Annotated in this window: 25 protein-coding genes; 2 read left to right on the top strand and 23 right to left on the bottom strand. The window is 42.9% G+C overall.

Annotated features, from left to right (window positions below; all coding sequences use genetic code 11):
• Positions 1 to 91: 91 nt before the first annotated feature.
• The 18 genes from uvrB to HMPREF1521_RS00590 all read right to left on the bottom strand — a co-directional run bounded on the left by uvrB (position 92) and on the right by HMPREF1521_RS00590 (position 18,058).
• Positions 92 to 2,263, bottom strand: a complete 2,172-nt coding sequence (uvrB, locus tag HMPREF1521_RS00675) for an excinuclease ABC subunit UvrB (protein WP_038114603.1) — start codon at positions 2,261 to 2,263, stop codon at positions 92 to 94.
• Positions 2,263 to 2,559 (bottom strand): hypothetical protein, encoded by a 297-nt coding sequence (locus tag HMPREF1521_RS00670; RefSeq protein WP_232203156.1) that lies wholly within the window; start codon positions 2,557 to 2,559, stop codon positions 2,263 to 2,265. Before HMPREF1521_RS00670 ends, uvrB begins: the two co-directional genes overlap by 1 nt.
• Before the next feature lie 76 nt (positions 2,560 to 2,635).
• Positions 2,636 to 3,571, bottom strand: coding sequence for a signal recognition particle-docking protein FtsY (gene ftsY / locus HMPREF1521_RS00665; protein ID WP_038114599.1), 936 nt, complete (start codon positions 3,569 to 3,571; stop codon positions 2,636 to 2,638).
• A complete protein-coding gene (gene smc / locus HMPREF1521_RS00660) occupies positions 3,571 to 7,125 on the bottom strand; it encodes a chromosome segregation protein SMC (protein ID WP_038114596.1) in 3,555 nt (1,184 codons plus the stop codon). The genes ftsY and smc overlap by 1 nt, the downstream gene beginning before the upstream one ends.
• 45 nt (positions 7,126 to 7,170) lie before the next feature.
• Positions 7,171 to 8,205 carry an elongator complex protein 3 gene (locus HMPREF1521_RS00655; RefSeq protein ID WP_038114594.1) on the bottom strand — a complete coding sequence of 345 codons (1,035 nt, stop codon included), beginning with the start codon at positions 8,203 to 8,205 and terminating at the stop codon, positions 7,171 to 7,173.
• A 108-nt stretch (positions 8,206 to 8,313) separates the two neighbouring features.
• The gene (gene rnc / locus HMPREF1521_RS00650) at positions 8,314 to 9,051 is read right to left on the bottom strand and encodes a ribonuclease III (RefSeq protein ID WP_084214609.1); all 738 of its coding nucleotides are present in this window, start codon (positions 9,049 to 9,051) and stop codon (positions 8,314 to 8,316) included.
• Positions 9,051 to 10,295, bottom strand: a complete 1,245-nt coding sequence (fabF, locus tag HMPREF1521_RS00645) for a beta-ketoacyl-ACP synthase II (RefSeq protein ID WP_038114592.1) — start codon at positions 10,293 to 10,295, stop codon at positions 9,051 to 9,053. The genes rnc and fabF overlap by 1 nt, the downstream gene beginning before the upstream one ends.
• A 36-nt stretch (positions 10,296 to 10,331) precedes the next feature.
• Positions 10,332 to 11,288, bottom strand: a complete 957-nt coding sequence (locus tag HMPREF1521_RS00640) for a nitronate monooxygenase family protein (RefSeq protein WP_038114589.1) — start codon at positions 11,286 to 11,288, stop codon at positions 10,332 to 10,334.
• A 77-nt stretch (positions 11,289 to 11,365) separates the two neighbouring features.
• Complete coding sequence (locus tag HMPREF1521_RS00635) at positions 11,366 to 11,596, bottom strand: acyl carrier protein (protein WP_005376767.1); 231 nt, start codon at positions 11,594 to 11,596, stop codon at positions 11,366 to 11,368.
• A gap of 51 nt (positions 11,597 to 11,647) precedes the next feature.
• Complete coding sequence (gene fabG, locus HMPREF1521_RS00630) at positions 11,648 to 12,391, bottom strand: 3-oxoacyl-[acyl-carrier-protein] reductase (protein ID WP_038114584.1); 744 nt, start codon at positions 12,389 to 12,391, stop codon at positions 11,648 to 11,650.
• A gap of 1 nt (position 12,392) precedes the next feature.
• Positions 12,393 to 13,334, bottom strand: a complete 942-nt coding sequence (gene fabD, locus HMPREF1521_RS00625) for an ACP S-malonyltransferase (RefSeq protein WP_038114581.1) — start codon at positions 13,332 to 13,334, stop codon at positions 12,393 to 12,395.
• A gap of 10 nt (positions 13,335 to 13,344) precedes the next feature.
• Positions 13,345 to 14,289 (bottom strand): enoyl-[acyl-carrier-protein] reductase FabK, encoded by a 945-nt coding sequence (fabK, locus tag HMPREF1521_RS00620; RefSeq protein WP_038114575.1) that lies wholly within the window; start codon positions 14,287 to 14,289, stop codon positions 13,345 to 13,347.
• 15 nt (positions 14,290 to 14,304) lie between these two features.
• Complete coding sequence (locus tag HMPREF1521_RS00615) at positions 14,305 to 15,300, bottom strand: beta-ketoacyl-ACP synthase III (protein WP_038114574.1); 996 nt, start codon at positions 15,298 to 15,300, stop codon at positions 14,305 to 14,307.
• Positions 15,284 to 16,312: a phosphate acyltransferase PlsX gene (plsX, locus tag HMPREF1521_RS00610; RefSeq protein ID WP_038114571.1), complete on the bottom strand. Its 1,029-nt coding sequence runs from the start codon at positions 16,310 to 16,312 to the stop codon at positions 15,284 to 15,286. Before plsX ends, HMPREF1521_RS00615 begins: the two co-directional genes overlap by 17 nt.
• A gap of 3 nt (positions 16,313 to 16,315) precedes the next feature.
• Positions 16,316 to 16,879 carry a transcription factor FapR gene (fapR, locus tag HMPREF1521_RS00605; RefSeq protein ID WP_038114568.1) on the bottom strand — a complete coding sequence of 188 codons (564 nt, stop codon included), beginning with the start codon at positions 16,877 to 16,879 and terminating at the stop codon, positions 16,316 to 16,318.
• A gap of 228 nt (positions 16,880 to 17,107) precedes the next feature.
• A complete protein-coding gene (rpmF, locus tag HMPREF1521_RS00600; RefSeq protein ID WP_038114566.1) occupies positions 17,108 to 17,284 on the bottom strand; it encodes a 50S ribosomal protein L32 in 177 nt (58 codons plus the stop codon).
• A 25-nt stretch (positions 17,285 to 17,309) separates the two neighbouring features.
• A complete protein-coding gene (locus tag HMPREF1521_RS00595) occupies positions 17,310 to 17,822 on the bottom strand; it encodes a DUF177 domain-containing protein (RefSeq protein ID WP_038114564.1) in 513 nt (170 codons plus the stop codon).
• 101 nt (positions 17,823 to 17,923) lie between these two features.
• The gene (locus HMPREF1521_RS00590) at positions 17,924 to 18,058 is read right to left on the bottom strand and encodes a rubredoxin (RefSeq protein WP_004693422.1); all 135 of its coding nucleotides are present in this window, start codon (positions 18,056 to 18,058) and stop codon (positions 17,924 to 17,926) included.
• 386 nt (positions 18,059 to 18,444) lie between these two features.
• Between HMPREF1521_RS00590 and HMPREF1521_RS00585 the strand changes: the two genes are divergently transcribed.
• A complete protein-coding gene (locus HMPREF1521_RS00585) occupies positions 18,445 to 19,398 on the top strand; it encodes a nitronate monooxygenase (RefSeq protein ID WP_038114562.1) in 954 nt (317 codons plus the stop codon).
• Positions 19,399 to 19,419: 21 nt separating this feature from the next.
• Positions 19,420 to 19,968 (top strand): gamma carbonic anhydrase family protein, encoded by a 549-nt coding sequence (locus HMPREF1521_RS00580; protein WP_038114560.1) that lies wholly within the window; start codon positions 19,420 to 19,422, stop codon positions 19,966 to 19,968.
• Positions 19,969 to 20,135: 167 nt separating this feature from the next.
• Here HMPREF1521_RS00580 and HMPREF1521_RS00575 read toward each other — a convergent pair whose 3' ends face one another.
• From HMPREF1521_RS00575 to HMPREF1521_RS00555, 5 genes are all read right to left on the bottom strand, one after another.
• Positions 20,136 to 21,371, bottom strand: coding sequence for a chloride channel protein (locus HMPREF1521_RS00575; protein ID WP_038114557.1), 1,236 nt, complete (start codon positions 21,369 to 21,371; stop codon positions 20,136 to 20,138).
• Between the two features lie 2 nt (positions 21,372 to 21,373).
• On the bottom strand, positions 21,374 to 21,871 hold the full coding sequence (nrdG, locus tag HMPREF1521_RS00570) for an anaerobic ribonucleoside-triphosphate reductase activating protein (RefSeq protein ID WP_038114556.1): 498 nt from the start codon (positions 21,869 to 21,871) through the stop codon (positions 21,374 to 21,376).
• Positions 21,872 to 22,149: 278 nt separating this feature from the next.
• Positions 22,150 to 24,300 (bottom strand): anaerobic ribonucleoside-triphosphate reductase, encoded by a 2,151-nt coding sequence (nrdD, locus tag HMPREF1521_RS00565; protein WP_038114554.1) that lies wholly within the window; start codon positions 24,298 to 24,300, stop codon positions 22,150 to 22,152.
• A gap of 230 nt (positions 24,301 to 24,530) precedes the next feature.
• Positions 24,531 to 25,328 (bottom strand): CpsB/CapC family capsule biosynthesis tyrosine phosphatase, encoded by a 798-nt coding sequence (locus tag HMPREF1521_RS00560; RefSeq protein ID WP_038114553.1) that lies wholly within the window; start codon positions 25,326 to 25,328, stop codon positions 24,531 to 24,533.
• Between the two features lie 219 nt (positions 25,329 to 25,547).
• Positions 25,548 to 26,000: a VanZ family protein gene (locus tag HMPREF1521_RS00555; protein ID WP_038114550.1), complete on the bottom strand. Its 453-nt coding sequence runs from the start codon at positions 25,998 to 26,000 to the stop codon at positions 25,548 to 25,550.
• Between the last annotated feature and the right edge of the window lie 20 nt (positions 26,001 to 26,020).

The following is a 26,020-nucleotide window of genomic DNA, read 5'->3' as shown; positions in this document are numbered from 1 at the left end:
CAACGATGATACCCGTAGGTATCATCGGCATACGTATATACCATATATCCATACTACTATAGTATCGCACATATGAGCTATATAATCTATATTATTTTTTACTTTTCGGCGCTTGTTTTTTCACAGTTCGTTTCGGTTTCTTCAATTTACTGTTACCGGCGCTGTGCATATCCGACCATTGTTGACGTAAAACTCCCAACTGATCGCGTAACTCTGCTGCTTTTTCAAATTCCAGCTGCTTAGCGGCCGCCTTCATTTGTCGGTCCACATCCTCAATCTTATTATACAGTTCTTCCGGTGTAATATCCGCCACCTTGGTGGATTGCGTATCTTGTACATATGACTCATGACCGTGATTCATCACATCGGATTTGGTCTTGCCTTTGCGTTTTGCCTGTGAAAGTCCCTGTCCATCCGTCACCATATCGTCTTCAATCTTAGTTAATTCAATTAATTCCTTAACCTCTTTAGCTACCGATTTCGGTGTAATATGATATTCTTCGTTATAAGCCTCCTGTACGGCACGACGGCGATCTGTTTCATCGATGGCGCGCTGCATGGAGCCCGTAATCCGGTCAGCATACATGATAACATGGCCATTTACATTACGAGCCGCACGACCGATTGTCTGAATCATGGCCGTATCGGAACGCAGAAAACCTTCCTTATCCGCATCGAGGATAGCCACTAAGGATACCTCAGGCATATCGAGACCTTCTCTTAACAAGTTAATTCCTACCAGCACATCGAATACGCCGGCCCGCAAGTCCCGAATAATCTCGGTACGCTCAATGGTAACGATATCCGAATGAAGATAACGTACGCGAACGCCCATTTCCTTCAAGAATTCCGTCAAATCTTCCGCCATCTTCTTCGTCAATGTCGTAACGAGAACGCGTTCATTTTTTGCGGCTCTTGTATTGATTTCCCCAAGCAAGTCATCCATTTGCCCCTTGATAGGACGGATTTCAATCGACGGATCTAAAAGTCCTGTAGGTCGAATGATTTGCTCCGCCACATTTGTTTGCACATCCATCTCATATGGACCCGGTGTAGCCGATACGTAAACAATTTGATTGATTCTCTCTACAAACTCATCAAACTTAAGAGGTCTGTTATCTAATGCGGAAGGCAAACGGAATCCATATTCGATAAGGGATTCCTTACGGGCCCGGTCTCCATTATACATAGCCCGCACCTGCGGTATCGTTACATGTGACTCATCCACCATGATAAGAAAATCATCAGGGAAGTAATCAATCAATGTATACGGTGCTTCCCCGGCCTTGCGATTCGACATATGACGGGAATAATTTTCGATACCTGAGCAATATCCCATTTCCTGCATCATTTCAATGTCGTATCGCGTCCTCTGTTCCAATCGCTGCGCTTCCAAAAGGCGATCAGCCGCTTTTAATTTCGACAACTGTTCGTCCAGCTCGGCTTCGATGCGCTCTACGGCAATATTCATTTTTTCTTTCGTCGTTACATAATGAGATGCCGGATAGACGGCAACATGCTTGCGTTCCGCAATGACTTCGCCGGTCAATGCATCCACTTCCACGAGGCGGTCGATTTCATCGCCGAACAGCTCAACTCGCACAGCTCTTTCACTATATGCGGCAGGAAAAATATCAATCGTATCCCCCTGTACGCGGAATGTACCACGTACAAAATTCATATCATTGCGCGTATATTGAATATCAACCAATTTTGATAAGATTTCATCGCGACTCTTCGTCTGACCTAATCGCAACGATAATACGAGGTCCGAATAATCCTCAGGGTCCCCCAAGCCGTAAATACAGCTGACCGAAGCGACGATAATGACATCGCGACGCTCAAATAAACTCATCGTAGCACTATGTCGTAATTTATCGATTTCATCATTGATGGAAGCATCCTTTTCAATATAGGTATCGCTGGACGGAATATATGCTTCCGGCTGATAAAAATCATAATAAGATACGAAATATTCAACCGCGTTATTAGGAAAAAAGCTTTTGAATTCGCTGGCTAATTGAGCCGCCAATGTCTTATTATGCGCGATGATAAGCGTCGGTTTCTGCACGGCTTCAATGACTTTGGCCATAGTAAACGTTTTGCCGGTACCCGTTGCACCTAATAACACCTGCGCCCATTCACCACGTTCAATTCCTTCCGTAAGAGATGCAATAGCACCCGGCTGATCCCCCGTAGGTATAAAGGGCGCCTCTACCTTAAACGGCTGGCCCCCTTCATAGTTATATGTATTGTGTTTCATTACTGTTCATCCTGATGATTACGGATAGCGCGTAATTCTTCGTCACTTAAGCGCCGCCCCGCATTCTCACTTTGGCTCAATGTATCTTCCCCCTCCAATACTTCGATGAGCATGGCAATGGAGAATCGATCTAATGAAGGTGTCGATGTCTGAATTGACTCCGCCATCTTCCATTCTTCAGGAGTATAGTTATTGATGCGCTCCGTAATTTCATTCCAATTCGATAACAATAAACGCGTAATAGGACGATATAACTCTATGCCGAAATATTCAATTAAATCGACAATCTTATTCATATTATCCAAGCTTACATTATATTCATTTGACTTATTTTCCGATTCTACATATTCAAGTAAGAATTCCCGGTTAAATTTATTTGTCACCCTGAATCATTCCTTTATTAAATAATGCGTTAGCGAATTCCTTCGCATTAAACGGACGTAAATCATCCATGCCTTCACCAACGCCAATCCAACGAACCGGTACACCCAATTCTTCTTTAATGGAAATAACGACACCGCCTTTGGCTGTACCGTCAAGTTTTGTTACGACGATACCGTTCACGGGAACAGCTTGTCCAAATAATTTTGCCTGACTGACAGCATTTTGACCTGTCGTACCGTCAAGGACGAGCAACGTCTGATGCGGAGCCCCTTCCACATGATTATTAGCTACGCGTCCCATCTTTTTAAGCTCTTCCATAAGGTTGACCTTTGTGTGCAAACGTCCCGCCGTATCGACAATGACAAGGTCCGCATTACGGGCCTTTGCCGCTTCCATTGCATCATATACAACAGCTGCTGGATCGGCTCCTTCCTTATGCTTGACAATTGGTACACCTACGCGATCCGCCCAAATGGACAGTTGATCTGCCGCAGCGGCTCTGAACGTATCCCCCGCCGCGATGATGACCTTTTTCCCTTCCTTCGTATAATAATTTGCCAGTTTTGCGATGGTCGTCGTCTTTCCGACGCCGTTAACACCCACGACGAGGATGACCTCAGGATGATGTAATGTAATTTCGTCCTCCTGATCGACGAGCATTTCCGTGATGCGGTCCTCCATAAAAGGCATAACATCACCTGTATTGTTGATGATACCTTCCGTTACGCCGCGACGGATTTCTTTCATCAGATATTCCGTCGTTTTCGGACCGAGGTCACCCGTAAGCATAACCGCTTCTAAATCATCGAGAAAGTCATCATCGATTTGAGCATAACCGATGATAATACTTTCAACATTTTTGACAAAGGACTTACGAGTTTTCTCCAAGCCGTCCTTAATTTTATCAAAGAATCCAAATGCCATTATGCCAGATCCTCCTTCACATCTTCAAATGAAACCGTCAATAGTCGCGATACCCCGCGTTCCACCATAGTCACGCCCTGTAATACTTCGGCGGCTTCCATGGTTTTCTTACGATGAGTTACGACGATAAACTGCGTTTCCTTATTTATACGATTCAGATACGAACTGAATCGATCTACATTCGCTTCATCCAAGGCGGCATCAACTTCGTCAAGTACACAGAACGGTGCCGGACGATAGTTGAGGAATGAGAACAATAATGCGATAACGGTAAGAGCCCGTTCACCACCCGATAACAACGTCAATTGCTGACGCTTCTTCCCAGGCGGTTGTATATAAAAATCAATGCCGCCCGTCAAAATATTTTCCGGGTCGGTTAATACGATTTGAGCCGTCCCGCCGCCGAATAATTGACTGAATACATCCTGAAATCCCTTTCCGACCACATCCAGTACATCATACAGCTGTGTGCTCATGGCTTTATCCATTTCAGCGATAACAGCTTGCAGCTGATCCTTCGCCGTCTCCAGATCCGACAGCTGATTCGTTAAAAAGTCGTACCGAGTCTTTGTTTCTTCATACTCTTCAACCGCATTCGGATTCACAGAACCCAATTCGACGATTTCCGCCATTAAACGGGCCTGTTCATCCTTCCAGTCCGCCACGGAACCTTCCAATCGGATACCTTGAGCATCTTCCAAGGTAAAGCCCAACTCTTGCAGTTCCTCTACATATCGCTCGCAATCCATGCGATGACGAGTAATTTTACCTTCCATATCGACGAGACGGGACTGAACAACTTTGTACCGTTGATTCAATCGATCCTGTTCACTTAAGATGGATTCCAATTCCTCTCGACTTGTAGAGGTTTTATCATATGCTTCATCGCGCAATATACGCAAACGCTCTACCTCTTCGGTAACATTCTGCAATTCCGACTGTATCAACTCTTGAGACTTCGGGAGCTCCTCTTCACAGCGAATAATCGTGCTCGCCAGTAATTCCTTTAACGGTACCAATCGGGCAGCGATACTTTCAACAGACTGAGTCCGTTGTTCGCGCTGGCTTTGTCGCTCCTTAATGTTCTGTCTCAATGTATCACATGTAAGTCGTACTTCCGTGAAAGCTTCATAGGCGTCCTGCTGCACCTTCTGCAAATCCGTTAATCGATCCATTAAGGCACCTTGATTGCCATCTACACCGTGAGATGCCTGCAGACTTGCCAAGGTCTGTTCCTGTTGTTTCAAATTTGCTTGCGTCGTAGCCGAATCGATATCGATTTGCACTAACCGCTCCTGTTCAGAATTAAGGACGCGTCGCTTACGATCTGCTTGATTCTGTATATTCTGAACCTTTGTTTCGCCCGCCACATAGAGTAAATTCGTATGTTGGTACCGTTCATCGAGACCGATTCGTTCCCTTTCAGCCTCTTCTACAGAGGATTCAAGATGCTCCAAATTCGATGTCAGGCTCCGGATCCGTTCTCCGATATGCTCCAATTCACGTTCTAAAGTAGCTGCTTCTTCCTTACGGCTCATAACGGAGGCGCGTTTCCGCTTTGTGACCCCGCCTGTTAAAGAGCCGCCCGGTTGAAACTGTTCACCGGTCAACGTAACGATACGCAACTGGTGGTGGTATTTTTTCTGCAACCCAATGGCATCATCCATGGATCTAACCACCAAGGTTCTCCCCAGTAGATATTGAAAGATATGAGTATATTGATTATCAAAGGAAATACAGTCTACAGCCGTTCCCAATACACAGGATTCAGTGAGAGCCGGTGTATCATAAGGCTTTCCTTTTACGGAATCCATGGGCAAAAAGGTTACACGACCGCCTTGTATGGATTTTAAATAATTAACCCCATCCGATGCAGCCCGTGCAGTAGTCGTAACCACATGGTTCACGCTACCGCCTAAAGCCGTCTCGATAGCCGTCGTAAACTTATCCTCTACGGTAAAAAGATCGCCGACGGCGCCTGTTATTTGACTTCGCCATGAACCTTTTCCGTTCAGAATATTCTTGGTCCCCTCCAAATAACCTTCATGCTGCTCTTCCCATTGAGCCAACAGTTCCAATCGACCTTTCGTCCGCTGCTCCTGCGTGCGCAACTTCTGTAATTCTTTTTGACCTTCTCGTATCTGTACAGATACATTTTTTGCACGCTCTATGAGCGCTTCACGTTGAGCCGATAAGGTTTTAAAATCCTGACCTAATTGTTCATACTCGGCACGAGCGGTATGAAGTTCTTTTTCTACCTGACCGATTTCAGCTTCCAGCACGCTGCATTGAGCAACACACTCCGCCTTACGAGCTTCCAGGCTGCGCAATCCGGCCTTGGCAGTTTCAATCGCGCTGACCACTTCTAACTGACGCTTCTCAAAGGTATCACGATCAGACTGCAAGGATTGAAATCTCTCCTGCTCAGTAGATACAGCTTCAACGGCAGAATTATAGGCGGCTTCCAATTTCTCTAACTGTTCTTCCTTTTCAGACAGTTGAGCTCCTTCATCCTGTAAAAGTTGATCTAAAATACGTAATTGTTGCTCCTCGCCCTTTTGCGTCGCTTCCAATTCGTTGATACGCATGGTCGTTTCGTCCAACTCGCGATGCGCCGTCTTTAATTGTTCCTCCAGAAGGCGCAACTGTCCGGACAAGCGCTCTTCATCACGTTGCTTTTCCGTGTATTGAGCTTCCCACAGTTTTAACTGCTCCTGCTCCTTTAAGGATGACGACTGTAACGTATGACGGCGTGCCTCTAATTTAGCCAGCTCCGTTTGCAGTTCTATCTCCTCGTCCTTAAAGGATATATTGTCATTTTCAAATCTCGTGAGCAGACGGTCCGAAGTTTTATAATTATGAAAGCCCAAGGCACCATCATAATCCCGTTTTGTACGGCTGAGAGCCATATACGTTTTGGTCTTTTCAGCCTTTTCCGCCAACGGCTCCATCTGTTCCTCAATTGTCGCCATCACATCGCGCACACGTTCCATATTACGATCTGTGCTTGCAATACGGCGAAGTGCATCTTCCTTATTGATTTTAAAGCGGGAAATCCCGGCCACATCTTCAAAGATAATACGACGTTCTTCCGGCTTACTGTTCAGAATTGCATCGATACGGTTCTGACCGATGATGGCCATCGAATCCTTTCCGAGGCCCGTATCAGCTAATAAAAGATGGATATCCTTTAAACGACAAGATCGTTTATTGATGAGAAACTCGCTTTCACCGGTACGATAAATACGGCGTGTAATCGCCACCTCGGCCATATCGAGATCGAGCTGATGATCACTGTTATCAAAGACAAGCGTAACCTCGGCGGAGCTCATAGGTTTACGCTTTTCCGTACCGGAGAAAATGATATCCTCCGCTTTCTGACCGCGCAAATTACGGACATTGGATTCTCCCAATACCCATTTCATAGCATCCGTAATATTACTTTTACCACTTCCGTTAGGACCAATAACGGCAGTCATTCCTGGTGAGAATTTTACAATCGTTTTATCCGCAAACGATTTAAAGCCCTTTAATTCCAACCGAAGTAATTGCATGACTGCCTCCTTTCTACTAACAATCCCGAATAATCACATCTTTAATTATAACATATATTGTAGGCCATCAATACAGCAACGCACTGTATTTCTCGTGCTATCTTCGCACCATTCAAATGCATACTGCGGATACTGATTCTGAAAGTATTCAACGTTTCGATTGTTAAGGCCTCGTACCTTAGATGTCAATCGACGAGGGTATGTAATTCGAACTGTCAGAATCGGTAGCATATGTTCATCAATACAGTGCTCTATACGTTGCTTGAATTGTTCATTCATCACCAGTTCACCCATAGCGGGCTCATACGGTCCCGCCACTAAGCTTTCACCGGAATCGAGTTCATCTGTACTCTGTAGTCCGGTACGAATGACATCGATATGATGACGCTCAAACCATTCCTTGAGAAACGCACAGTACCTTATGGCCTGTTCCGTGCTGAGCGGCGTATAGTCACCTGCACGATATTGATCTGCCAGTTCCGTATTATCAATGACCAGTACCGGATAAATCCGTACAAAATCCGGTTGTAACTGCACTACCTTGACGGCGGTTTCCAATAAAGTCCCCCACGTTTCTCCTTTGAGCCCCGGCAATATCTGTACACCGACAGTCATATCGTATCGTTTCAGACGTTGTACTGCACTGATTACGTCTTCTGCCGTATGTCCACGCTTAGCATCTATTAAAATCTTCTCATTCATGGACTGGACGCCGATCTCTACGGTCCGTACACCATAAGACTGCAATAAAGCAATGGATTCGTCCCCTACCGCATCGGGCCTTGTAGAGCAGCGTATCCCATCGATCAATCCCTCTCGTAATGCCTCATAGGCCGGATTCAGCAACTGTGTCTGCAATTTTTCAGGAATAGCTGTAAAGGAGCCGCCGTAAAACGCGACCTCCCAGAACTTGTCATGGCGTTTTTCGCCTACATAGTCCTCTATTGTTCTTCTGATATACTCCGCTGTAAGATGACTGATTCCCGATTGTCCCGTAATACGTGACTGATTACAAAATGTACATATATAAGGACATCCCACATGAGGTATAAAAAAAGGAATCATACCATACGGTTTCATAGGCACCCCCTTTCCGTTTATGAAATCTAATATAATAATCAAAATATCTATTTTTATAGTAATCCAAGTATCTCTATTATAATACAGAAAAAGCGCCATACGGCGCTTTTATTTATTCATCAACCGTTCCAAGGTCAATTGAGCGGCATGCTGTTCTGCAATTTTTTTACTTTTACCTGAGCCGGACTCATAAGTAACACCATTGATCTGAACCTCCATATGAAAGGTTTTAGCATGATCGGGACCACTTTCACTGAGTAGACGATATACGATATGTTTATCTCCGTCTCGCTGTACATACTCTTGTAATAATGTCTTATAATCTTTGCCCCGCTTACCTTCCAAGGCTTGATCTATATAAGCGGTCAAATGCTTCAACACAAAGGTCATAGCCGTTTGGTAATCTGTAGAAATATAAATGGCTCCGATAAGAGACTCAAATGTATCCGCTAAAATAGAATTTCGATCATTGCCGCCGGAGGCATATTCCCCATGTCCGAGCAGTAAATATTTACCTAAATCCAATGTGCGACTCACGGAAGCCAAAGAGTCTTCACAAACCGTAGCCGCCTTGATTTTTGTCAAACTACCTTCCGCCATATCCGGATAGGTTCTGAACAAATATTCACCGATGATAAGATCCAATACGGCATCACCGAGAAATTCCAAGCGTTGATTGTGATGAATATGCTTTGATTTATGTTCGTTCGCATAAGAGGTATGTGTAAATGCACAATCTATAATGGATATATCTGAAACAGGTATGTCTAAACGACTAACAAGCCCCTGAAGAGATTCTTCACGAGCTTGTGTCATCTTACTCTTATGCGCTTCAACAGCCCCCATTAAGCTTCATAACGGCGCACACAAATTGTGCCGTTATGACCACCGAAGCCGAAAGAGTTGGAAAGAGCACATTTAACTTGTAAATCACGCGCACCTTCACGAACGTAATCCAAATCCAACCCTTCATCAGGATTATCACAGTTAATTGTAGGGTGAACCTTACCGGTTTCAATAGCCATTGCAACAACGATAGTTTCAATAGCTCCGGCAGCGCCCAACAAATGACCTGTCATGGATTTTGTAGAATTGACAGCAATATTTTTCGCATGATCGCCGAATAATTCCTTAATAGCTAATGTTTCATTTTTGTCATTAAGACCTGTGGATGTACCATGCGCATTGATGTAGTTAACCTCATTCGGGTCAATACCTGCATCTTTAATAGCCAATTCCATACATTTACGAGCCTGCACACCACCGGGAGCCGGTGCTGTAATATGATATGCATCACCGTTTGTACCGTAACCTACAACTTCAGCATAGATATGAGCACCACGAGCTTTTGCATGTTCTAATTCTTCAAGGACAACAATCCCTGAACCTTCGCCCATAACGAAGCCGTCACGGTCTTTATCGAATGGACGAGATGCTTTTGTAGGTTCATCATTACGTGTGGACATAGCTTTCATAGCTGCGAAACCGGCCACAGCAGCTGGAGATACAGCGGCTTCTGTACCGCCTGCAAACATGATATCAGCATCACCACGTTGAATGATACGGAAAGCATCACCGATTGCATTAGTACCGGAAGTACAAGCTGTTACATCTGTAATAACAGGGCCTTTAAGGCCTAAGCGGATAGATACGCGTGCAGATGTCATATTAGCAATCATCATAGGCACCGCAAATGGACTCACACGACCAGGACCTTTATCGAATAGCGTTTCATATACTTCATGGATAGAGTCGATACCGCCGATACCGGTACCGACAACAGTACCGCAACGATCCAAATCCTCTTTATCCAAGTCGAGTTTGGAGTCTTCACAAGCAAGAACTGCTGCACCGATAGCCAATTCTACGGAACGGTCCATACGACGAGCTTCTTTCTTATCTACTCCATAGTTTGTAATGTCAAAGTCTTTTACTTCACCCGCAATGCGTGTTGCATAGTCAGATGCATCAAAGCGTGTAATCGGCCCAATACCAGATTGACCTGCTAATAACGCATTGTAAAAGTTTTCTTTACCGATACCTACAGGAGTCACTGCTCCTAAGCCAGTAATTACTACACGTTTTTCCAATTATTCCACCTCTTATAGACATACAGCCCTTTTAAATTAATCAATCTCCGCTACTTGCTGTTTCAATTGAGCAAAGATATCTTTAACTGGCATAATCTTGTCGACTTTTCTCATATTATTGCCAGAGAATACCAATCCTGTTTCCACATCGCCCTGTTGTGCTCGTGAAAGTGCACGAATAATGCAGAATTTATGTGAGCAATGTTTCAAACAGTTATCACACACCGTCGGTGGTGCTACTGTGCCATCCAATACGGATTCGGCAAACTTATTTTTAATGGCTTGTCCGGGTAAACCTACAGGACTTTGAATTAATACAATATCCTCAGGCTTTGTGGCCCGCACATACATTTTTTTCAATTCATCGGATGCGTTACATTCATCAGAAGCAGCAAAACGACTGCCCATTTGAACACCACTGGCACCGAGCTTTAACATATCCACAATGTCGCGACCATCTAAAACACCACCGGCAGCAATCACCGGTATTTTTTTTACGGCAGCTACAACCTCAGGAACGATATCCCGGGCTGAACGATTTGTACCCAGATGGCCACCCGCCTCGCTACCTTCAACGATAACGGCAGCGGCGCCCAATCCTTCGGAAATGCGTGCTAACTTTGCGGATGAAACGATCGGTACGATAGGCGTACCGGATTCTTTACCCATAGCGAACATATCTCTTGAAAAACCAGCACCTGCTACTACAAGATCTATGCCCTCTTCGATGGCAGTCTTAACAAGGCCGGCAAATTGTGTGGCCGCTACCATCGCATTTATACCAATAATACCCGTAGGTGATAATTTTCTAGCTAATTGTATTTCATATCTTAATTCATCAAAAGGCAAACCGGATGCCGCAATAAGACCTATACCGCCTTCATTTGCAACGGCTGCTGCCAAGCGAGCTGTAGACAATCTAATCGCCATACCACCTTGAATAATAGGTACTTTGGCCACTAGATTCCCAATGCGAAGTTCAGGGAGCTTCACTATCAAATCCTCCTGTAAATAAAACCGGTGGGGAGGCCACTCGGCCCCCCTCTCGGCTGAATTGTCAGCTTTACAGCTTATTTAGCAGAATCAATATATTCTACTGTATCCTTAACGGTTTTGATTTTTTCTGCAACGTCGTCAGGGATTTCAACATTGAATTCTTCTTCGAATGCCATGATCAATTCAACGATATCCAAGGAGTCTGCGCCTAAATCGTCGATGAATGTAGAATCAATGGTAACTTCAGCTTCATCAACGCCTAATTGTTCCACAACGATTGCTTTAACTTTATCGAAAGTACTCATTAGTGGTTCACCTCCTTTCAATGTAGGTTTATATATAGTCAAATTTTACAACTACATTACCATGCCGCCATCAACATTGATGACTTGTCCCGTAATATAATTAGCAAAATCACTCGCAAGGAATGTTGCTACCGATGCCACTTCTTCAGCTTCAGCCATACGGCCTAACGGAATTTCAGCAACCATAGCTTCTTTAACTTTTTCCGGTAATACATCGGTCATATCAGTATTGATAAAGCCCGGTGCAATAGCATTAACCGTAATACCGCGACTCGCCAATTCCTTAGCACAAGACTTGGTAAATCCGATAACACCCGCTTTAGATGCGGCATAATTGGTTTGACCAGCATTGCCGATAACACCAACAACGGATGTCATATTGATAATACGTCCTGAACGTTGCTTCATCATAATTTTTGCAACTGCTTTCGTTACTAGATACACACCTTTAAGGTTAATATCAATAACAGCATCAAAATCATCATCTTTCATACGCATTAATAAGCCGTCACGTGTAATTCCGGCATTATTAACGAGGATATCAATGTGTCCGAATTCTTTATGAGCTTCTTCCACCATGGAAGCAACCTCTTCAGGATTGGCCACATTGGCCTTAATTTTAATGGCTTTACGCCCAAGTGCTTGTACAGCTTCAACGGTTTCTTGAGCTGCACCTTCACTACCGCTGTAATTAACTACGACATCTGCACCGGATTGTGCTAATTGAATCGCTACAGCGCGGCCGATACCACGGGATGCGCCTGTTACAATGGCTACTTTATCCTCTAAGTGCATTTTATCGAACCCCTTTCAAAAATTCAAGCGTTTTATCTAAGGATGCAATGTCTTCCACATTAGCCAATTCCATGTCTTTGTTGATTTTTTTAGTAAAGCCGGTAAGCACTTTACCAGGACCTACTTCTACGAAGCGAGTTACACCGAAATTAATCATTTCCGCTACGCAGTCTTCCCATAACACAGGATTAGCGGCTTGAGTAACTAAAGATTCTTTAATATCATCAGCATTAGTCAAAATCTTACCGGTAACATTCGCAACTACAGGAATTTGCGCATCACTCACCTGAATCTTATCCAATTCCTCTTTTAAGCGGATTGCCGCAGGTTCCATCAAGCGGCTGTGAAATGGAGCACTAACAGGAAGCATAACTGCGCGTTTTGCACCGGCTTCCTTCATTTTTTCCGCCGCCGCTTCCACCGCCGCTGTTTCCCCGGCAATAACAATTTGTCCTGGACAATTGAAGTTTACTGCCTGTACGGAACCAACAGATGCATCGACTTCATTACAGATAGCCACAACCTCTTCACGAGGCAATGCCAAAATAGCCGCCATGGCACCTTTCCCCAAAGGTACAGCTTCCTGCATATATTCGCCGCGTTTGTGAACTACATATACGGCATCTTTAAATTTTAATACGCCGGCAGCCACAAGAGCACTGTATTCACCTAGGCTATGACCGCCTACAATGTCAGGCGTAAACCCTTTATCTTTTAAGATTTCATAGCATGCTACAGATGCTGTCAAAATAGCCGGTTGTGTATTTGCCGTCTTTACAAGCTCTGTATCAGGGCCTTCGAAACATAATTTAGTAATAGAATACCCAAGTGCTTCGTCAGCTTCTTCAAAACGTTGTTTCACAATAGGATATTCATTATACAAATCTTGTAACATACCTACTTTTTGTGAACCTTGACCGGGAAAAACAAATGCCGTTTTCATAGGGGCCTCCTTATTTACTAAGACCTTGAAGGGTTTTAATTACTGTTTCAGCTTCAGTCATAATATCCTGAATAATCGTTGCACATGGTTTAACATCCGTCAACATACCGGAGATTTGACCGATCATTACGGAACCTTCTTTTACATCACCGTCGATAGCAGCTTTACGAAGTGTACCTGCACCCAAACTTTCCAATTCTTCCTTAGAAGCACCGCTAAATTCAAGCGCTTTATACTTATGCGCCAATGCATTATCGATAATACGTACCGGATGACCTGTCGTAAGACCGGTCATAACCGTAGCGCGATCTTTTGCTTTCAACACGGCATTCTTATAATTCTCGTGAGCAATACATTCTTCGGATAATACAAAACGAGTACCCATTTGCACCGCTTTAGCGCCCAATGCAAATGCAGCGGCCATGCCTCGACCATCTGCAATACCGCCGGCTGCGATAACCGGTACATCAACGGCATCTACAACTTGAGGAATCAGCGCCATCGTCGTAATATCACCTACGTGACCACCGGATTCAGTACCTTCCGCGATAATCGCATCAATACCGCCGCGCAACAAACGTTTAGCAAGCAACACGGACGCTACTACAGGAATAACCTTCGTACCGATTTCTTTCAATGCCGGAATATAAACCCCTGGATTACCTGCACCGGTTGTAATGACAGGAACGCGTTCTTCCAGAACAACTTCCATTACTTCTTTTACAAACGGAGACATTAACATGATGTTACAGCCAAAAGGTTTACTTGTCCGTTCTTTTAATTTATGAATTTCATTGCGGAACACATCAGGAGGCATATGACCTGCACCGATGATGCCGAGGCCGCCGGCCTCAGAAACAGCTGCCGCAAGTTCTGCAGTACCGAGCCAAGCCATACCACCTTGAAAGATCGGATACTCAATCTGCAACAAATCACAAATATCAGTCTTAATCATCTCGATGTTTCCTCCTTAATACCATTTCAAGACCAGACTCGCCCATGTAAGGCCAGCTCCAAATCCTGCAAACGCAACATTATCACCGCGTTTGAAGCGTCCTTCACGCCAGGCTTCATCAAGAGCAATCGCTACGGACGCGGCAGATGTGTTACCATACTTATGTAAATTAACAAATACTTTTTCTTTCGGCATATGTAAACGTTTTGCAGCCGAATCAATAATCCGAATATTCGCCTGATGAGGAATAAAGAAATCCAAATCCTCTAAATCCATATGAGCACGTTCTAAAGATTTTAAAACAGTGCGCCCCATTGTTTTAACGGCAAACTTATAAACTTCAGGTCCATCCATATGGATGAAAGTCAATCCCTCCTCCACACGCTGGTCATTAGCGATAACGGCTGTACCGCCGGCAGGTATGCAAAGAGATGAACCACCGGTACCATCGGCCCCCATATCGATGCCTTTGATACCATATCCTTCAGGAACTTCAGAAACAACGGCCGCTCCTGCACCATCACCGAAGAGAATACATGTACCGCGATCATTCCAGTTAACTCGACGTGATAAAATTTCAGCACCCACGACGAGTACCTTTTTATAAATTCCAGAATTAATATAACTTGCTGCCGTAATCAACCCATAGACAAAACCGGAGCAAGCCGCCTGCAAATCATAAGCCGCTGCATTTTTTGCTCCTAAATTTGCTTGTAGCACACAAGCAGCAGAAGGAATAATCATATCCGGTGTCAAGGTGGCGAAGATAATCATATCGAGGTCTTCTGCATTAACTTTAGCCATCTGCATGGCTTTTTTTGCCGCCTCAGCCGCCATATAAGATGTGTTCATGCCTTCCGGTGCAATGCGGCGTTCTTCAATACCTGTACGTTCTCTGATCCACTGGTCATTAGTATCGACCATTTTTTCAAGGTCAAAGTTGGTTACCACATTGTCAGGAAGGAAGCTGCCTGTACCAATAATACCGACAGGTTTACTCATCATACTCATATTTTAAAGCTCCTTCAATTTCTATCGTTTGTTGAATGTGTTCAATAATCTTACGATCCACCAAATCTCCGGCAATGGTAATAGCCGTCTTGATTTCCTTAGCCTTGGAGCTGCCATGGGCAATCATAAACACACCATTGACCCCTAAAAGTGGAGCGCCGCCGTTTTCTGTGTGATCTATCTTCTTCGCGATATGCTTCAAAGCCGGTTTTACAAGCATAGCACCGAGCTTTGCAAAAATGCCGCTCGCCATAATGCTTTCTTTTATAAGTTGTGTTAACCCCGTAACCAGACCTTCAGCAAACTTTAAAATCACATTGCCTACAAAACCGTCACATACGACAACATCTACGGTTCCTTTCGGTATATCGCGACCTTCTACATTCCCTTTAAAGTTGATGGTTTTCATTTTCTCTAAAATAGGATATGTAGCCAAAACGACTTCGTTTCCCTTTGTGGCCTCTTCGCCGATATTTAATAATCCTACTGTAGGGTTATCTTTACCTAATAACAGCTTTGCATATTCCGACCCCATCAAAGCCCCCTGTACAAGATGTTTAGGCTTGCTATTGGAGTTAGCACCGGAGTCCAGCATTACCGTGATACCGTTCACCGTGGGCATCGGTGTTGCAATAACCGGTCTATCAATGCCCTTGATTCGACCTAAACCGAAAAGAGCCGCTGCCACAGCAGCACCGGTGCTTCCGGGAGCGATGACGGCATCACAGGCTTTATCTCTCACTAATGAAGTTGCAACGACAACGGATGCATCTTTCTTTTTACGTAACGCCTGTCCCGGATGTTCATCCATGCCGATAACTTGACTGGCATGATGTACGGAAATACGCGAATTATTCGCTTCATTATTAGCTTCTAATATATCAAAAATTTGCTGCTCATCACCTACGAGAACCACTTCGATGTGATTATTTTCTCGTACGGCTTCAATGGAGCCTAGAACGGTTTCCAAAGGAGCAAAATCGCCTCCCATGACGTCTACTGCGATTTTCATAATTTACACCCTATTCTCTATGGATTCCATGATAAATTTTGCTCGAAATACTTCTTTTATTTTATCTCTTATGATGACCCAAATAAAGAACTTATTTCCACGGCGACGAACAATTTCTGCTTTTGCCACCAGATTGGTACCGGCTCTTACAGGGCTTTTATACTTTATATTTCCAACTTCCGCCGAACAAACGGTCGTCCCCATGACGACTTTTGCCAGGGAATTTGCTTGCGCATATAAATACTGAGGCTCTATATAACCGAACTGATCCTCCATATCCACAGTTGTGCGCAACATGGATAAGGCCTGTTGCCCTGCGGTAACATCAATCAGTTCTCCCACTACTTCGTACGGCAAATGTTCCGCTGTTTCCGGCGCATAACCGCCTGTAGCCATCACGCGAATACGCTCACGTAATTCAGGAATCCCCAATTCTAGTCGATCCAAACGAATAGTCGGCACACTCACGCCAAAGTGAGCGGCCAAATCTTCATCAGTTAGAAATGGCGTGATATTCAGTTTTTCTTGCAACTGCTTTTGGCGCTCTTGTTTCTTCAACCGACTCATGGTACCACCTTTTATGACCTAGTATTAATATTACATACTAAGTATATACAATAATTCCCTCATTGGCAAGACTTTTCATATATATGGTAAGAATTTTAAACACATCTACCAAATATGGTAATAATTTTATATTTTTGTTGTATTTATTTTATCGGAAATATAAAAGACGACTATAAAACGCAAAAAAAGAACGTCTGCTAAACAGACGTTCTTCTCTCAGCTTACATATTAAGCATTAGTTACTACTTGTTCACCTTTATAGTGACCACATGTAGGGCAAACACGATGAGGCATCTTAGGTTCGTGACATTGTGGACATGCTACATAACCTGGAGCTTCCAATTTCCAATTAGCACGGCGACGATCGCGACGGCATTTAGACAATCTACGCTTAGGTACTGCCATTATCTGCACCTCCTTAATACAATCATTAGGACAATCTATCATCTTTCTCATCAAGCAAAGCACGTAACTCTGCAAATCGAGGATCCACCACAAAGGATTCACAAGAACAAGGTGAAACATTTAAATTTGCTCCGCAATGAACGCACAATCCTTTGCAATCATCCTGACATAACACTTGAGAGGGTTCATTGATGATTAATGTATCCCTAATCAGTTCGGTCAAGTCAATTTCCTCTCCATCGAAAGGAATCACATCATCCTCTGTACTCCGACCATTACTAAAGACTTCTTCGAAAAAATCATTACGATTATGTTCCGTTATGTTTAAACACCTAGAACACTCATAATCACCTTTAGATGTGATCGAACCGTGGACAATGTAGTTTTGACCATCATACCAAAACTCACCACTAATGGTTATATCATGACGGCTCCAAGGAAAAGCAGTTACGTCGCCAAGTATAGAGGCTGGCATCGTATGGCTATAAGGAAATTTCTTTCCTATATGTTCTTTTGCTTGCTCTACTTGCAGTTTCATAATCTTACCTCGACTTATAATATTATAAACACGACATTGTGCTTTGTCAAATAAAAAAGGCTATCTCAAGTCCGCTTAAGATAGCCTTTTCGGTAAATCAATTACATTTTTTCGAATTGGTCTTTACCAACACCACAGATCGGGCAAACATAATCAGCCGGTTGATCTTCGAATTTTACACCTTCTACAGCTTCATCATAAACCCAACCGCATACTACGCATACATATTTTTCCATGTGTATTTCCTCCTTCACTTGAAAATTATGATTAACATTTTATCTTTCAATAGTTCAGATACTTCATCTGAATGTAGTATATCAAAGATATCGAAACTTTTCAATACTCATTTTCTTATTTTTTTAGTTTTCACAATATTTAAAAAGCATAGATAATATGCGGTTTTATTCTGCGCGCCTTTACTGAAATATATTATCAATTAGCATTCGTATTATACCAAACGAGAAAAGTCTATATACAGAATTTCACTATTATACTATTATATGTTATATAAATAAGATATGATTTTATGTCGATACTTATCATATGAGTTATATAAGTATGTACTTATAAATATCGCTGTTTTATAGGCAGAAACCATAAACTAATTATTCTAGGAGGATGTATGAGAACAAAATTAACACAACTTTTACAAATAGAATACCCTATCATTCAGGGTGCCATGGCTTGGGTATCGGAACACGAACTCGTGGCCGCTGTCGCTAACGCCGGAGCTACCGGCGTCATCGCTCTAGGCGGTCGGGATGCGGACTGGACACGTAATGAAATTCGGACCTGCAAAAAATTAACGGACAAACCCTTTGGTGTAAACCTCATGCTGATGGCCCCTAACAAGGATGAGCTCGTAGATATAATCATCGCAGAAAAGCCTGCATTTGTTACACTCGGTGCAGGTAATCCCGTACCGTATATCAAACCGTTTCAAGATGCGGGAATTAAAGTCATTCCCGTCGTACCGTCCTTAAAGCTGGCTAAACGTATCGCCGATGCCGGTGCAGATGCACTTATCGTGGAGGGCATGGAGGCAGGTGGACATATCGGCACACAAACAACTATGTCTTTAATGGAAAATATTCTGCCGGAAATCTCTATTCCCGTTGTAGTCGCAGGTGCTATCGTTGATGGGCGAGGCCTTGCAGCCGCTTTATTAATGGGCGCGGAAGGCGTTCAGATGGGATCTCGTTTCTTGTTAGCTGAAGAATGTCATGCCCATCCAAATATGAAAGAAGCCATCATCAAAGCAACCGATACGGACTCGGTTGTAACGGGACTTCTCTCAGGCCACGGCGGTGTTCGCAGCTTGAAAAATAATTTTACCACGCGCTATCTTGCGGCGGAAACCGATGGCGTAACCACACCGGAAGAACGCACAAAAATGTCTCAAGGCACAAATAAATTGGCTGCTATCGACGGTGATGTTGTAAACGGTGCCGTTCAAGTCGGACAAGGCTTAAATCGACTCAACAAGATTGAACCGGCACGCGTCATCGTTCAAACTGTTATGAATGAAGCAATCATGTCTATTCGTAAGGCTCAACGTTTTATCGATGTCATTTAATATTTAGACTAGGAGTAATACATGTTACCATTTCACGGAAAATATCCTAAATTAGACCCTAAAAGCTGCGTTATGCCCGGTGCTGAACTAGCGGGTGACGTAGAATTAAAAGAATATGCATCCATTTGGCAAAACTGTGCACTTCGCGGTGATGTGAATAAAATCATCGTCGGTCGCTATTCCAATGTTCAAGACAATTCCGTTCTACATGTAGACGATGATAAAGCATGTATTCTGGGCGATTTTGTAACGGTAGGACACGGTGCTATCGTTCATGCTACAACTGTAGAGGATAATGTACTTATCGGTATGGGTGCCATTGTTTTAAGCGGTTGTCATATAGGCTCGGGCTCTATTATTGCTGCCGGTGCAGTAGTAAAAGAAAACACGGTTATCCCTCCGAACTCATTAGTAGTAGGTATCCCGGCACGCATAGTACGCACAGATGACACACAAATCGAACGCATTCACAACCAGGCATTGAAATACAAACATCTATGGACCATAGAGTACGGTATGCTTCCCGATGCGGGCGGTGAAGAATACGACAAAAATGCCAAAATTGTTTAACGTATAGTAGTAATTTAACCGCATAAAAAGAGGACAGTTGAGCTTGACCCGAACTCCAAAAATTTAAATATTTTTGGAAACGCAGGTTATTCAAGTAATCAACTGTCTTTTTTATAATTCCGGAAATTTTTAATTAACTTCGGTAAAGCATATCTTATCAGGTGCACTTACGATTGTGCCAATCTGCTCTGTATTATTTGTTCCACCATCAATGCGGTGCCCATGGTCAAGGCAATCGGGAATAGCATCTCAACGGAAAAACGCGATAGTTCTAACATAAACACACATGATGTGAGAGGCATCTTCTGTGCTAAGCCGAGAAATGCAACAGCCCCTATGAAAGCAGCCATTCCAAGAGAAATCGGAGTCACAGCTATAGACCAAAATGTACCGAATACAATAGCCAAGGTACTACCTAACATCATAGACGGCGTAATGCGACCGCCGTAAGCCCCCGCGGCTAATGCTAAAAGAACAGCTATCCATTTTGAGCCGAAGAGTCCTAACGCATATGTCCAAGTTATATCGTTAGCAAATGTTAACTCGTTACCGGCCTTGCCGTTGCCGAGAATTTCAGGATAATACATGGATAATACACCGATTAAGGTAAAAGCAATAATAGAAACAACGATCATAACAGGACTATTACGATGAAATGCGGGCAACTTGCTTTGCGTTATATTAAATACGACAACACCGATAGCGATAACTGCACCTAACGCAATAGAAAACTCTTCATAATGACTGCCTAGGCTCGGCTGAGCCATTGTATATTGAATGACATCCCCCACGCCGGCGAGTCTCGTAACCAACGTTGCTAAACCGCAGCATAATAGAGCGGCACTCATAGAACGCACATTCCATGTAAGTAACAATGTCTCCAGTGTAAAAATAGCCGCTGATAAAGGCGAATTATAAACGGCTGCCAGCCCCGCTCCTGCGGCACAGGCAATCAACAGCTGTCGATCCTCCCGCTTTATATCAAAATGATCTACTAAAAAGGTCGTAATCCCCGCACTCGCCTCCCGAGGTGCCACTTCCCTGCCCAACGGAGAACCTATGCCTACTGTAATAATTTGTAATGTCGCATGTAATACCGTTGTTACAGGATGCATGTCCATTTTACCCGCAACCGCGGCCTTTATATCTACAATCCCGGGGCCATATCGATGAATCAGGAACCACCCTATCCCGCCGATAACGCCACAAACCATGAGAGCAAACAATCGTTCCATCGGTGCTACACGAGCTACAGCGGCACCGAAACTCAGATGATCCGCTGCAGAATAGTGATATACAAAATGTTGAACGGCATGTAAAAGATGGGTATACGAAGCCCCCACAAGACCAGCAATGAATCCTACTATAATAATAAGTCCTATTAATCGTTTATCAAATGCCATATTTACTCCATTGCCAATACAACTTCACAAGCTTTCAATGTCTTTTTAACATCAATGATACGTTGATTAGAGGAGCCGCGAAATCGTAATCCCGGGTCTTTTAATTCATCCACAAAACGACCGTCCACAAGGATATCGATTTCCTTTAACAAAGCGCTCCTCAACTCATCCTCTAGTATATCATCAAGTTCATAACCTGAATAAGCCCAAATTTTCTTTTCCGGCGCCGCTGCACGTACGGCTCGAACAACAGGCAATAACCCTTGTACATTTTGGAACGGCTCCCCACCAAGCAAGGTAAGACCTGCGCAATTAGAATCTTTAACATAGGATACGACCAGATCCGTTTCCGCCTGTGTCCACAGCTTGCCCGCATTGAAATCCTGATATTCCTCATTAAAGCAGTTATAACAGCAATGCGTACATCCGGTTACAAAGATGGAGGTTCTTATGCCTTCTCCATTAGCTATATCATATTGTCTAATCTGTCCGTATCTCATAGTGACATCCCCCATATACCAGCCCAAATCAACTTTGATTTCTATATAGTTTTGTTTTATCCATACAACATATAGATATATTTCAATTTATTTTCCATATAGTAAAAGCTGTGCCTATAGCACAGCTTTTACTAATTATATTCGTTAAATTTACACCTTGATAATTCATGCTTTAATTATTAAACACCGATAATATAACTCGTTATATAACTTCTTAATAGTATTTGTTATAAACTCTTAAGGCTACAATCAAATACACCCAAATCTCATAAAACGAATTAAATATGCATTACGCGATCTTTAATTTCCTTAGTGCGTCCTTCATTCCAGAAGTTTTCCCCTAAATAGCCGCAAGTACGTCGAATAACAGTCAATTTATCACGGTTCGTATTATGGCAACGAGGACATTCCCATTCATTATTGTCATTGACTTTAATTTCTCCATCAAAGCCGCATTCATGACAATAATCGGATTTTGTATTAAACTCTGCATAGGAAATATGATCATAAATATATTGCATCATCGTCAATACGGCAGGAATATTATTTGTCATATTCGGAATTTCTGCATACGAAATGCAACCGCCGGTAGACTTCTTCTGGAATTCCGATTCAAAAGAGAATTTATCAAATACATTAATCTCTTCTCGTACGCTTACATGATAACTGTTAGTATAATAACCTTTATCCGTAATATCCTCAATAATACCGAAGCGAGCACGGTCCAAGGAGGAGAATCGATGCGTTAAACTTTCAGCGGGAGTTCCGTATAAAGCGAAGCCCATATTATGTTTAGCACGCCATTCATCAACAGCCGCATTTAAGCGGTCCATAATCTTCATCGCAAAAACGCGACCCTTCTTGCCCGTATTCGATTCACCTGTAATCAAACGGGTCGCTTCATAAATGCCGATATATCCCAAGGAGATAGTCGCATAACCGCCGGTCAAGAATTTAGCAATCTTCTCGCCTTTTTTAAGTCGTGCAATAGCACCGTGTTGCCAATGAATTGGCGACACATCGCTCACCACATCCTTAAGTAATTCATAGCGAAGCATCAACGCTTTTTCCGCCAGTTCAAGACGTTTATCTAAAATTTCAAAATATCGTTCTTCACTGCCGCGAGCCAAAATACCGATCTGAGGCAAGTTCAAGCTCACTACACCGATGTTAAAACGCCCGTCAAACTTATACTCGCCATTTTCATTCTTCCATGGAGATAAGAAAGATCGGCACCCCATAGGGCTGAATACATTACCCGAGTAATTTTCCTTCATTTTTTTCGCGGAAATATAATCAGGGTACATACGCTTAGCCGTACATTGTGCAGCAAGTTCCGTTAAATAATAATATGGACTGTCCGGTCTTATATTATGCTCATCCAACACATATATAAGCTTAGGGAATGCCGGTGTAATATATACATCGGCTTCATTCTTTACGCCCTTAATACGCTGACGTAAAATCTCCTCTGTAATGAGAGCCGCCTCTTTAGCATATTCGTAATCCGGTTGAAAGTACATAAATAATGTAACGAATGGGGATTGTCCGTTCGTCGTCATCAATGTATTGATTTGGTACTGAATGGTCTGAATGCCGTCCTTTACCTCTTTACGCGTACGTTTCCACGCAATTTCACGAGCCTTTTCCATATTAGGCTCCATACCGTAAACCTCAACTTGTTCTTCGATGACATTGTTGAGGATTTTTTCATAGGACTTACGTACAAACGGCGCCAGAATACGATCAATACCATTGATACTTTGACCACCATACTGACCGGATGCCACTTGTGCAATAATTTGTGTAGTTACTGTACAAGCTACCTGGAAAGACTTCGGTGTATCAATTTTCTTACCATTGATAACAGTACCGTTAGTCAACATATCCTCTAAGTTAATCAAACAGCAATTGAACATAGGCTGAATGATATAGTCCATATCGTGGAAATGGATAGCGCCGCTGTCGTGCGCCTCCAAGATATCCGTAGGAATCAGCTTACGCCGTGCGATATCCTTTGATACTTCACCGGCGATAAGATCGCGTTGCGTAGATACGATAGCCGCATCCTTATTGGAGTTTTCATCCAATACATTTACATTACTGCGGTCCAACAAACCGATTACATCTTCATCAGTTGTATTTTGACGGCGCTTGAACGCCTGCACCGCTTTATAACCTTCATAGGCACGTGCCGTTGCAGGATTATGATACTCAATCAACTTATAGTACACTTGATCTTCAATGGCGTAAATCGTCATATCTTTATGAAGTTTATTGGCATATTCTTCGATTTCATCGGCGATTCGTTGTGCCAATCCCTCTTCGTACAGCCCTGTACTACTATGCTCAGCCTTTTCAATAGCTGTGGCAATCTTGAGTTTATCAAATGGTACCCGTGTACCATCCCGTTTAATAACCTGCAACATTTTGGCAACCTCCCCGGTTTGTTACCTAAAAACTATATGTTTAAAGACAAAAGATATGGTAACCCATATTTATCATACGAAAAAATTCTAGAGATCATCGTAAACTCCTTAATTTTTACCGCCCCCTAAGTATACTATATATAGTGGTTAATTTCAATAATAAATACTATATAAAGTGGAAAAGGGCCCCTGTATCCATATCACTAGAATACAGGAACCCCTGTTATAACTTATAAAGCAAACCCGAATAAACGAGTCCAGAAATTTCCTTTCCCCCCTACCCAGCGGGAAGGTACATGCGGATAAAACACACGATTAGCCAGCAGATCCCGCTCATTTAGCTGTACATCAGATAGCAAATCCTGTTTATACGTACTATCGAGTCGAGATATGGACTCCATATACTCTCTATACGCCAACGCATTGTCACAGCTGCCGGAGCCGAAGAAATGAATAAGTCCGTTTCTATACAGTTCAACCGCTCTATGATAGTTAGGAGAGCTGATATCAAACGATGCCATACTGCATTGAATCAGAATTCCTTTATCCACCCATTCCAATAATTGCTCAGGCTGAGCGAATAAATTACGATGTGCTTCCAAATCACTGATAATAGGTATAATCCCTAAATTCAACAATGCCAACAGCCATGCATTAATATGATGGATCTTGCTGTTTTCAGGAACAGTTACAAGCATAAAATGGCTCTGCCCCAATAAATATTGAGTTCTGTGTGTTTTGATATAGGATATCATATCATCGCTGAGCATAACACGAGCACCATCATGAATAGTAACATTTACATGTTCTTTTTTTAGCACAAGGCGCAAATCCTTTAATAAAGATTCTATATATGCCCACTCATCAATTCCCATATCTATCGTCACAGTAGGGGCACTAAAAATATCTGTAATCCCCTGTGCGACTAAAGATTTAATCATCTGTACGGATTCCGCCAACGTTTGAGGCATCTCTGCACCCGATACGCCCGGCAAAATACAACCGTGTAAATCCACCACCCGATGCATGACCTTTCCTTCCGTTCTATATATTATGTAACAAAAAATTATCTCAAAGCCACTTAATTCATCTTTTGTTCATAATTATAGCAAGAGAAAAGTCGATTGTACAGCATTATTTCTATAAAAATACATAAACTCAATCAGGCCCACTTAACAAAAATTTTATTATTTCATCATTTACTCATATAAAAATCCCCATGTTCAATCCGGAACATGAGGAACTTTTTATTTATAATGTTTTGAAGATGACTCAGATTGCCCTATATATAGGATTACTTTCACCACGATAATCCCTATGATAACCCCTAACGTATCGATAAGTACATCTGACAACTGTGAACTGCGTCCGGGGCTAAAACGTTGCAAAAATTCATCTAATGCAGCAACAGCAATGCCGATACCGACGGTCTTCAGCACGGTGCCATAGGTGATATATCGTTTTAATATTATATATAAAACCCCGCCAAGAAAAGCAAATTCAGTTACATGGGCCAACTTGCGCACCACCCGATTCAGACTCCATATATTGGCATGAAATCCAAGTTTATGAACGAATGGCAGCAGCCATTTCGCAAAAACGAGACTGAATCCATCAGATGTGCCTCCGTTTTGTAGAGAGTTATCCCATATAAAAAATATGATTAAGCTAAGCACGATATATAATCCGAAACGTTTCATCAATCTCTCCTATGTTACCG

The sequence above is a fragment of the Veillonella sp. AS16 genome, from assembly GCF_000517785.1.
GTDB classification, from domain to species: domain Bacteria; phylum Bacillota; class Negativicutes; order Veillonellales; family Veillonellaceae; genus Veillonella; species Veillonella denticariosi.
The sequence above is the reverse complement of the archived record's forward strand: the minus strand, read 5'-3'. Positions and strand labels throughout refer to the sequence as shown.

Excerpts from the sequence above, each read along its gene's own strand:
- HMPREF1521_RS00560 (WP_038114553.1), bottom strand. The coding sequence starts at position 25,328 with ATGCATCGGGTGGTGGATTTACACGGTTGTATTTTGCCGGGCGTATCG.
- nrdD (WP_038114554.1), bottom strand. The coding sequence starts at position 24,300 with ATGTTGCAGGTTATTAAACGGGATGGTACACGGGTACCATTTGATAAA.
- fabD (WP_038114581.1), bottom strand. The coding sequence starts at position 13,334 with ATGAAAACGGCATTTGTTTTTCCCGGTCAAGGTTCACAAAAAGTAGGT.
- rnc (WP_084214609.1), bottom strand. The coding sequence starts at position 9,051 with ATGGGGGCTGTTGAAGCGCATAAGAGTAAGATGACACAAGCTCGTGAA.
- fabG (WP_038114584.1), bottom strand. The coding sequence starts at position 12,391 with ATGCACTTAGAGGATAAAGTAGCCATTGTAACAGGCGCATCCCGTGGT.
- HMPREF1521_RS00575 (WP_038114557.1), bottom strand. The coding sequence starts at position 21,371 with ATGGCATTTGATAAACGATTAATAGGACTTATTATTATAGTAGGATTC.
- HMPREF1521_RS00595 (WP_038114564.1), bottom strand. The coding sequence starts at position 17,822 with ATGAAACTGCAAGTAGAGCAAGCAAAAGAACATATAGGAAAGAAATTT.
- HMPREF1521_RS00585 (WP_038114562.1), top strand. The coding sequence starts at position 18,445 with ATGAGAACAAAATTAACACAACTTTTACAAATAGAATACCCTATCATT.
- plsX (WP_038114571.1), bottom strand. The coding sequence starts at position 16,312 with ATGAAAATCGCAGTAGACGTCATGGGAGGCGATTTTGCTCCTTTGGAA.
- HMPREF1521_RS00615 (WP_038114574.1), bottom strand. The coding sequence starts at position 15,300 with ATGAGTATGATGAGTAAACCTGTCGGTATTATTGGTACAGGCAGCTTC.
- HMPREF1521_RS00580 (WP_038114560.1), top strand. The coding sequence starts at position 19,420 with ATGTTACCATTTCACGGAAAATATCCTAAATTAGACCCTAAAAGCTGC.
- nrdG (WP_038114556.1), bottom strand. The coding sequence starts at position 21,871 with ATGAGATACGGACAGATTAGACAATATGATATAGCTAATGGAGAAGGC.
- fapR (WP_038114568.1), bottom strand. The coding sequence starts at position 16,879 with ATGAGTCGGTTGAAGAAACAAGAGCGCCAAAAGCAGTTGCAAGAAAAA.
- fabK (WP_038114575.1), bottom strand. The coding sequence starts at position 14,289 with ATGATTAAGACTGATATTTGTGATTTGTTGCAGATTGAGTATCCGATC.
- rpmF (WP_038114566.1), bottom strand. The coding sequence starts at position 17,284 with ATGGCAGTACCTAAGCGTAGATTGTCTAAATGCCGTCGCGATCGTCGC.
- HMPREF1521_RS00635 (WP_005376767.1), bottom strand. The coding sequence starts at position 11,596 with ATGAGTACTTTCGATAAAGTTAAAGCAATCGTTGTGGAACAATTAGGC.
- HMPREF1521_RS00590 (WP_004693422.1), bottom strand. The coding sequence starts at position 18,058 with ATGGAAAAATATGTATGCGTAGTATGCGGTTGGGTTTATGATGAAGCT.
- ftsY (WP_038114599.1), bottom strand. The coding sequence starts at position 3,571 with ATGGCATTTGGATTCTTTGATAAAATTAAGGACGGCTTGGAGAAAACT.
- uvrB (WP_038114603.1), bottom strand. The coding sequence starts at position 2,263 with ATGAAACACAATACATATAACTATGAAGGGGGCCAGCCGTTTAAGGTA.
- HMPREF1521_RS00555 (WP_038114550.1), bottom strand. The coding sequence starts at position 26,000 with ATGAAACGTTTCGGATTATATATCGTGCTTAGCTTAATCATATTTTTT.
- HMPREF1521_RS00655 (WP_038114594.1), bottom strand. The coding sequence starts at position 8,205 with ATGAAACCGTATGGTATGATTCCTTTTTTTATACCTCATGTGGGATGT.
- HMPREF1521_RS00670 (WP_232203156.1), bottom strand. The coding sequence starts at position 2,559 with ATGAATAAGATTGTCGATTTAATTGAATATTTCGGCATAGAGTTATAT.
- smc (WP_038114596.1), bottom strand. The coding sequence starts at position 7,125 with ATGCAATTACTTCGGTTGGAATTAAAGGGCTTTAAATCGTTTGCGGAT.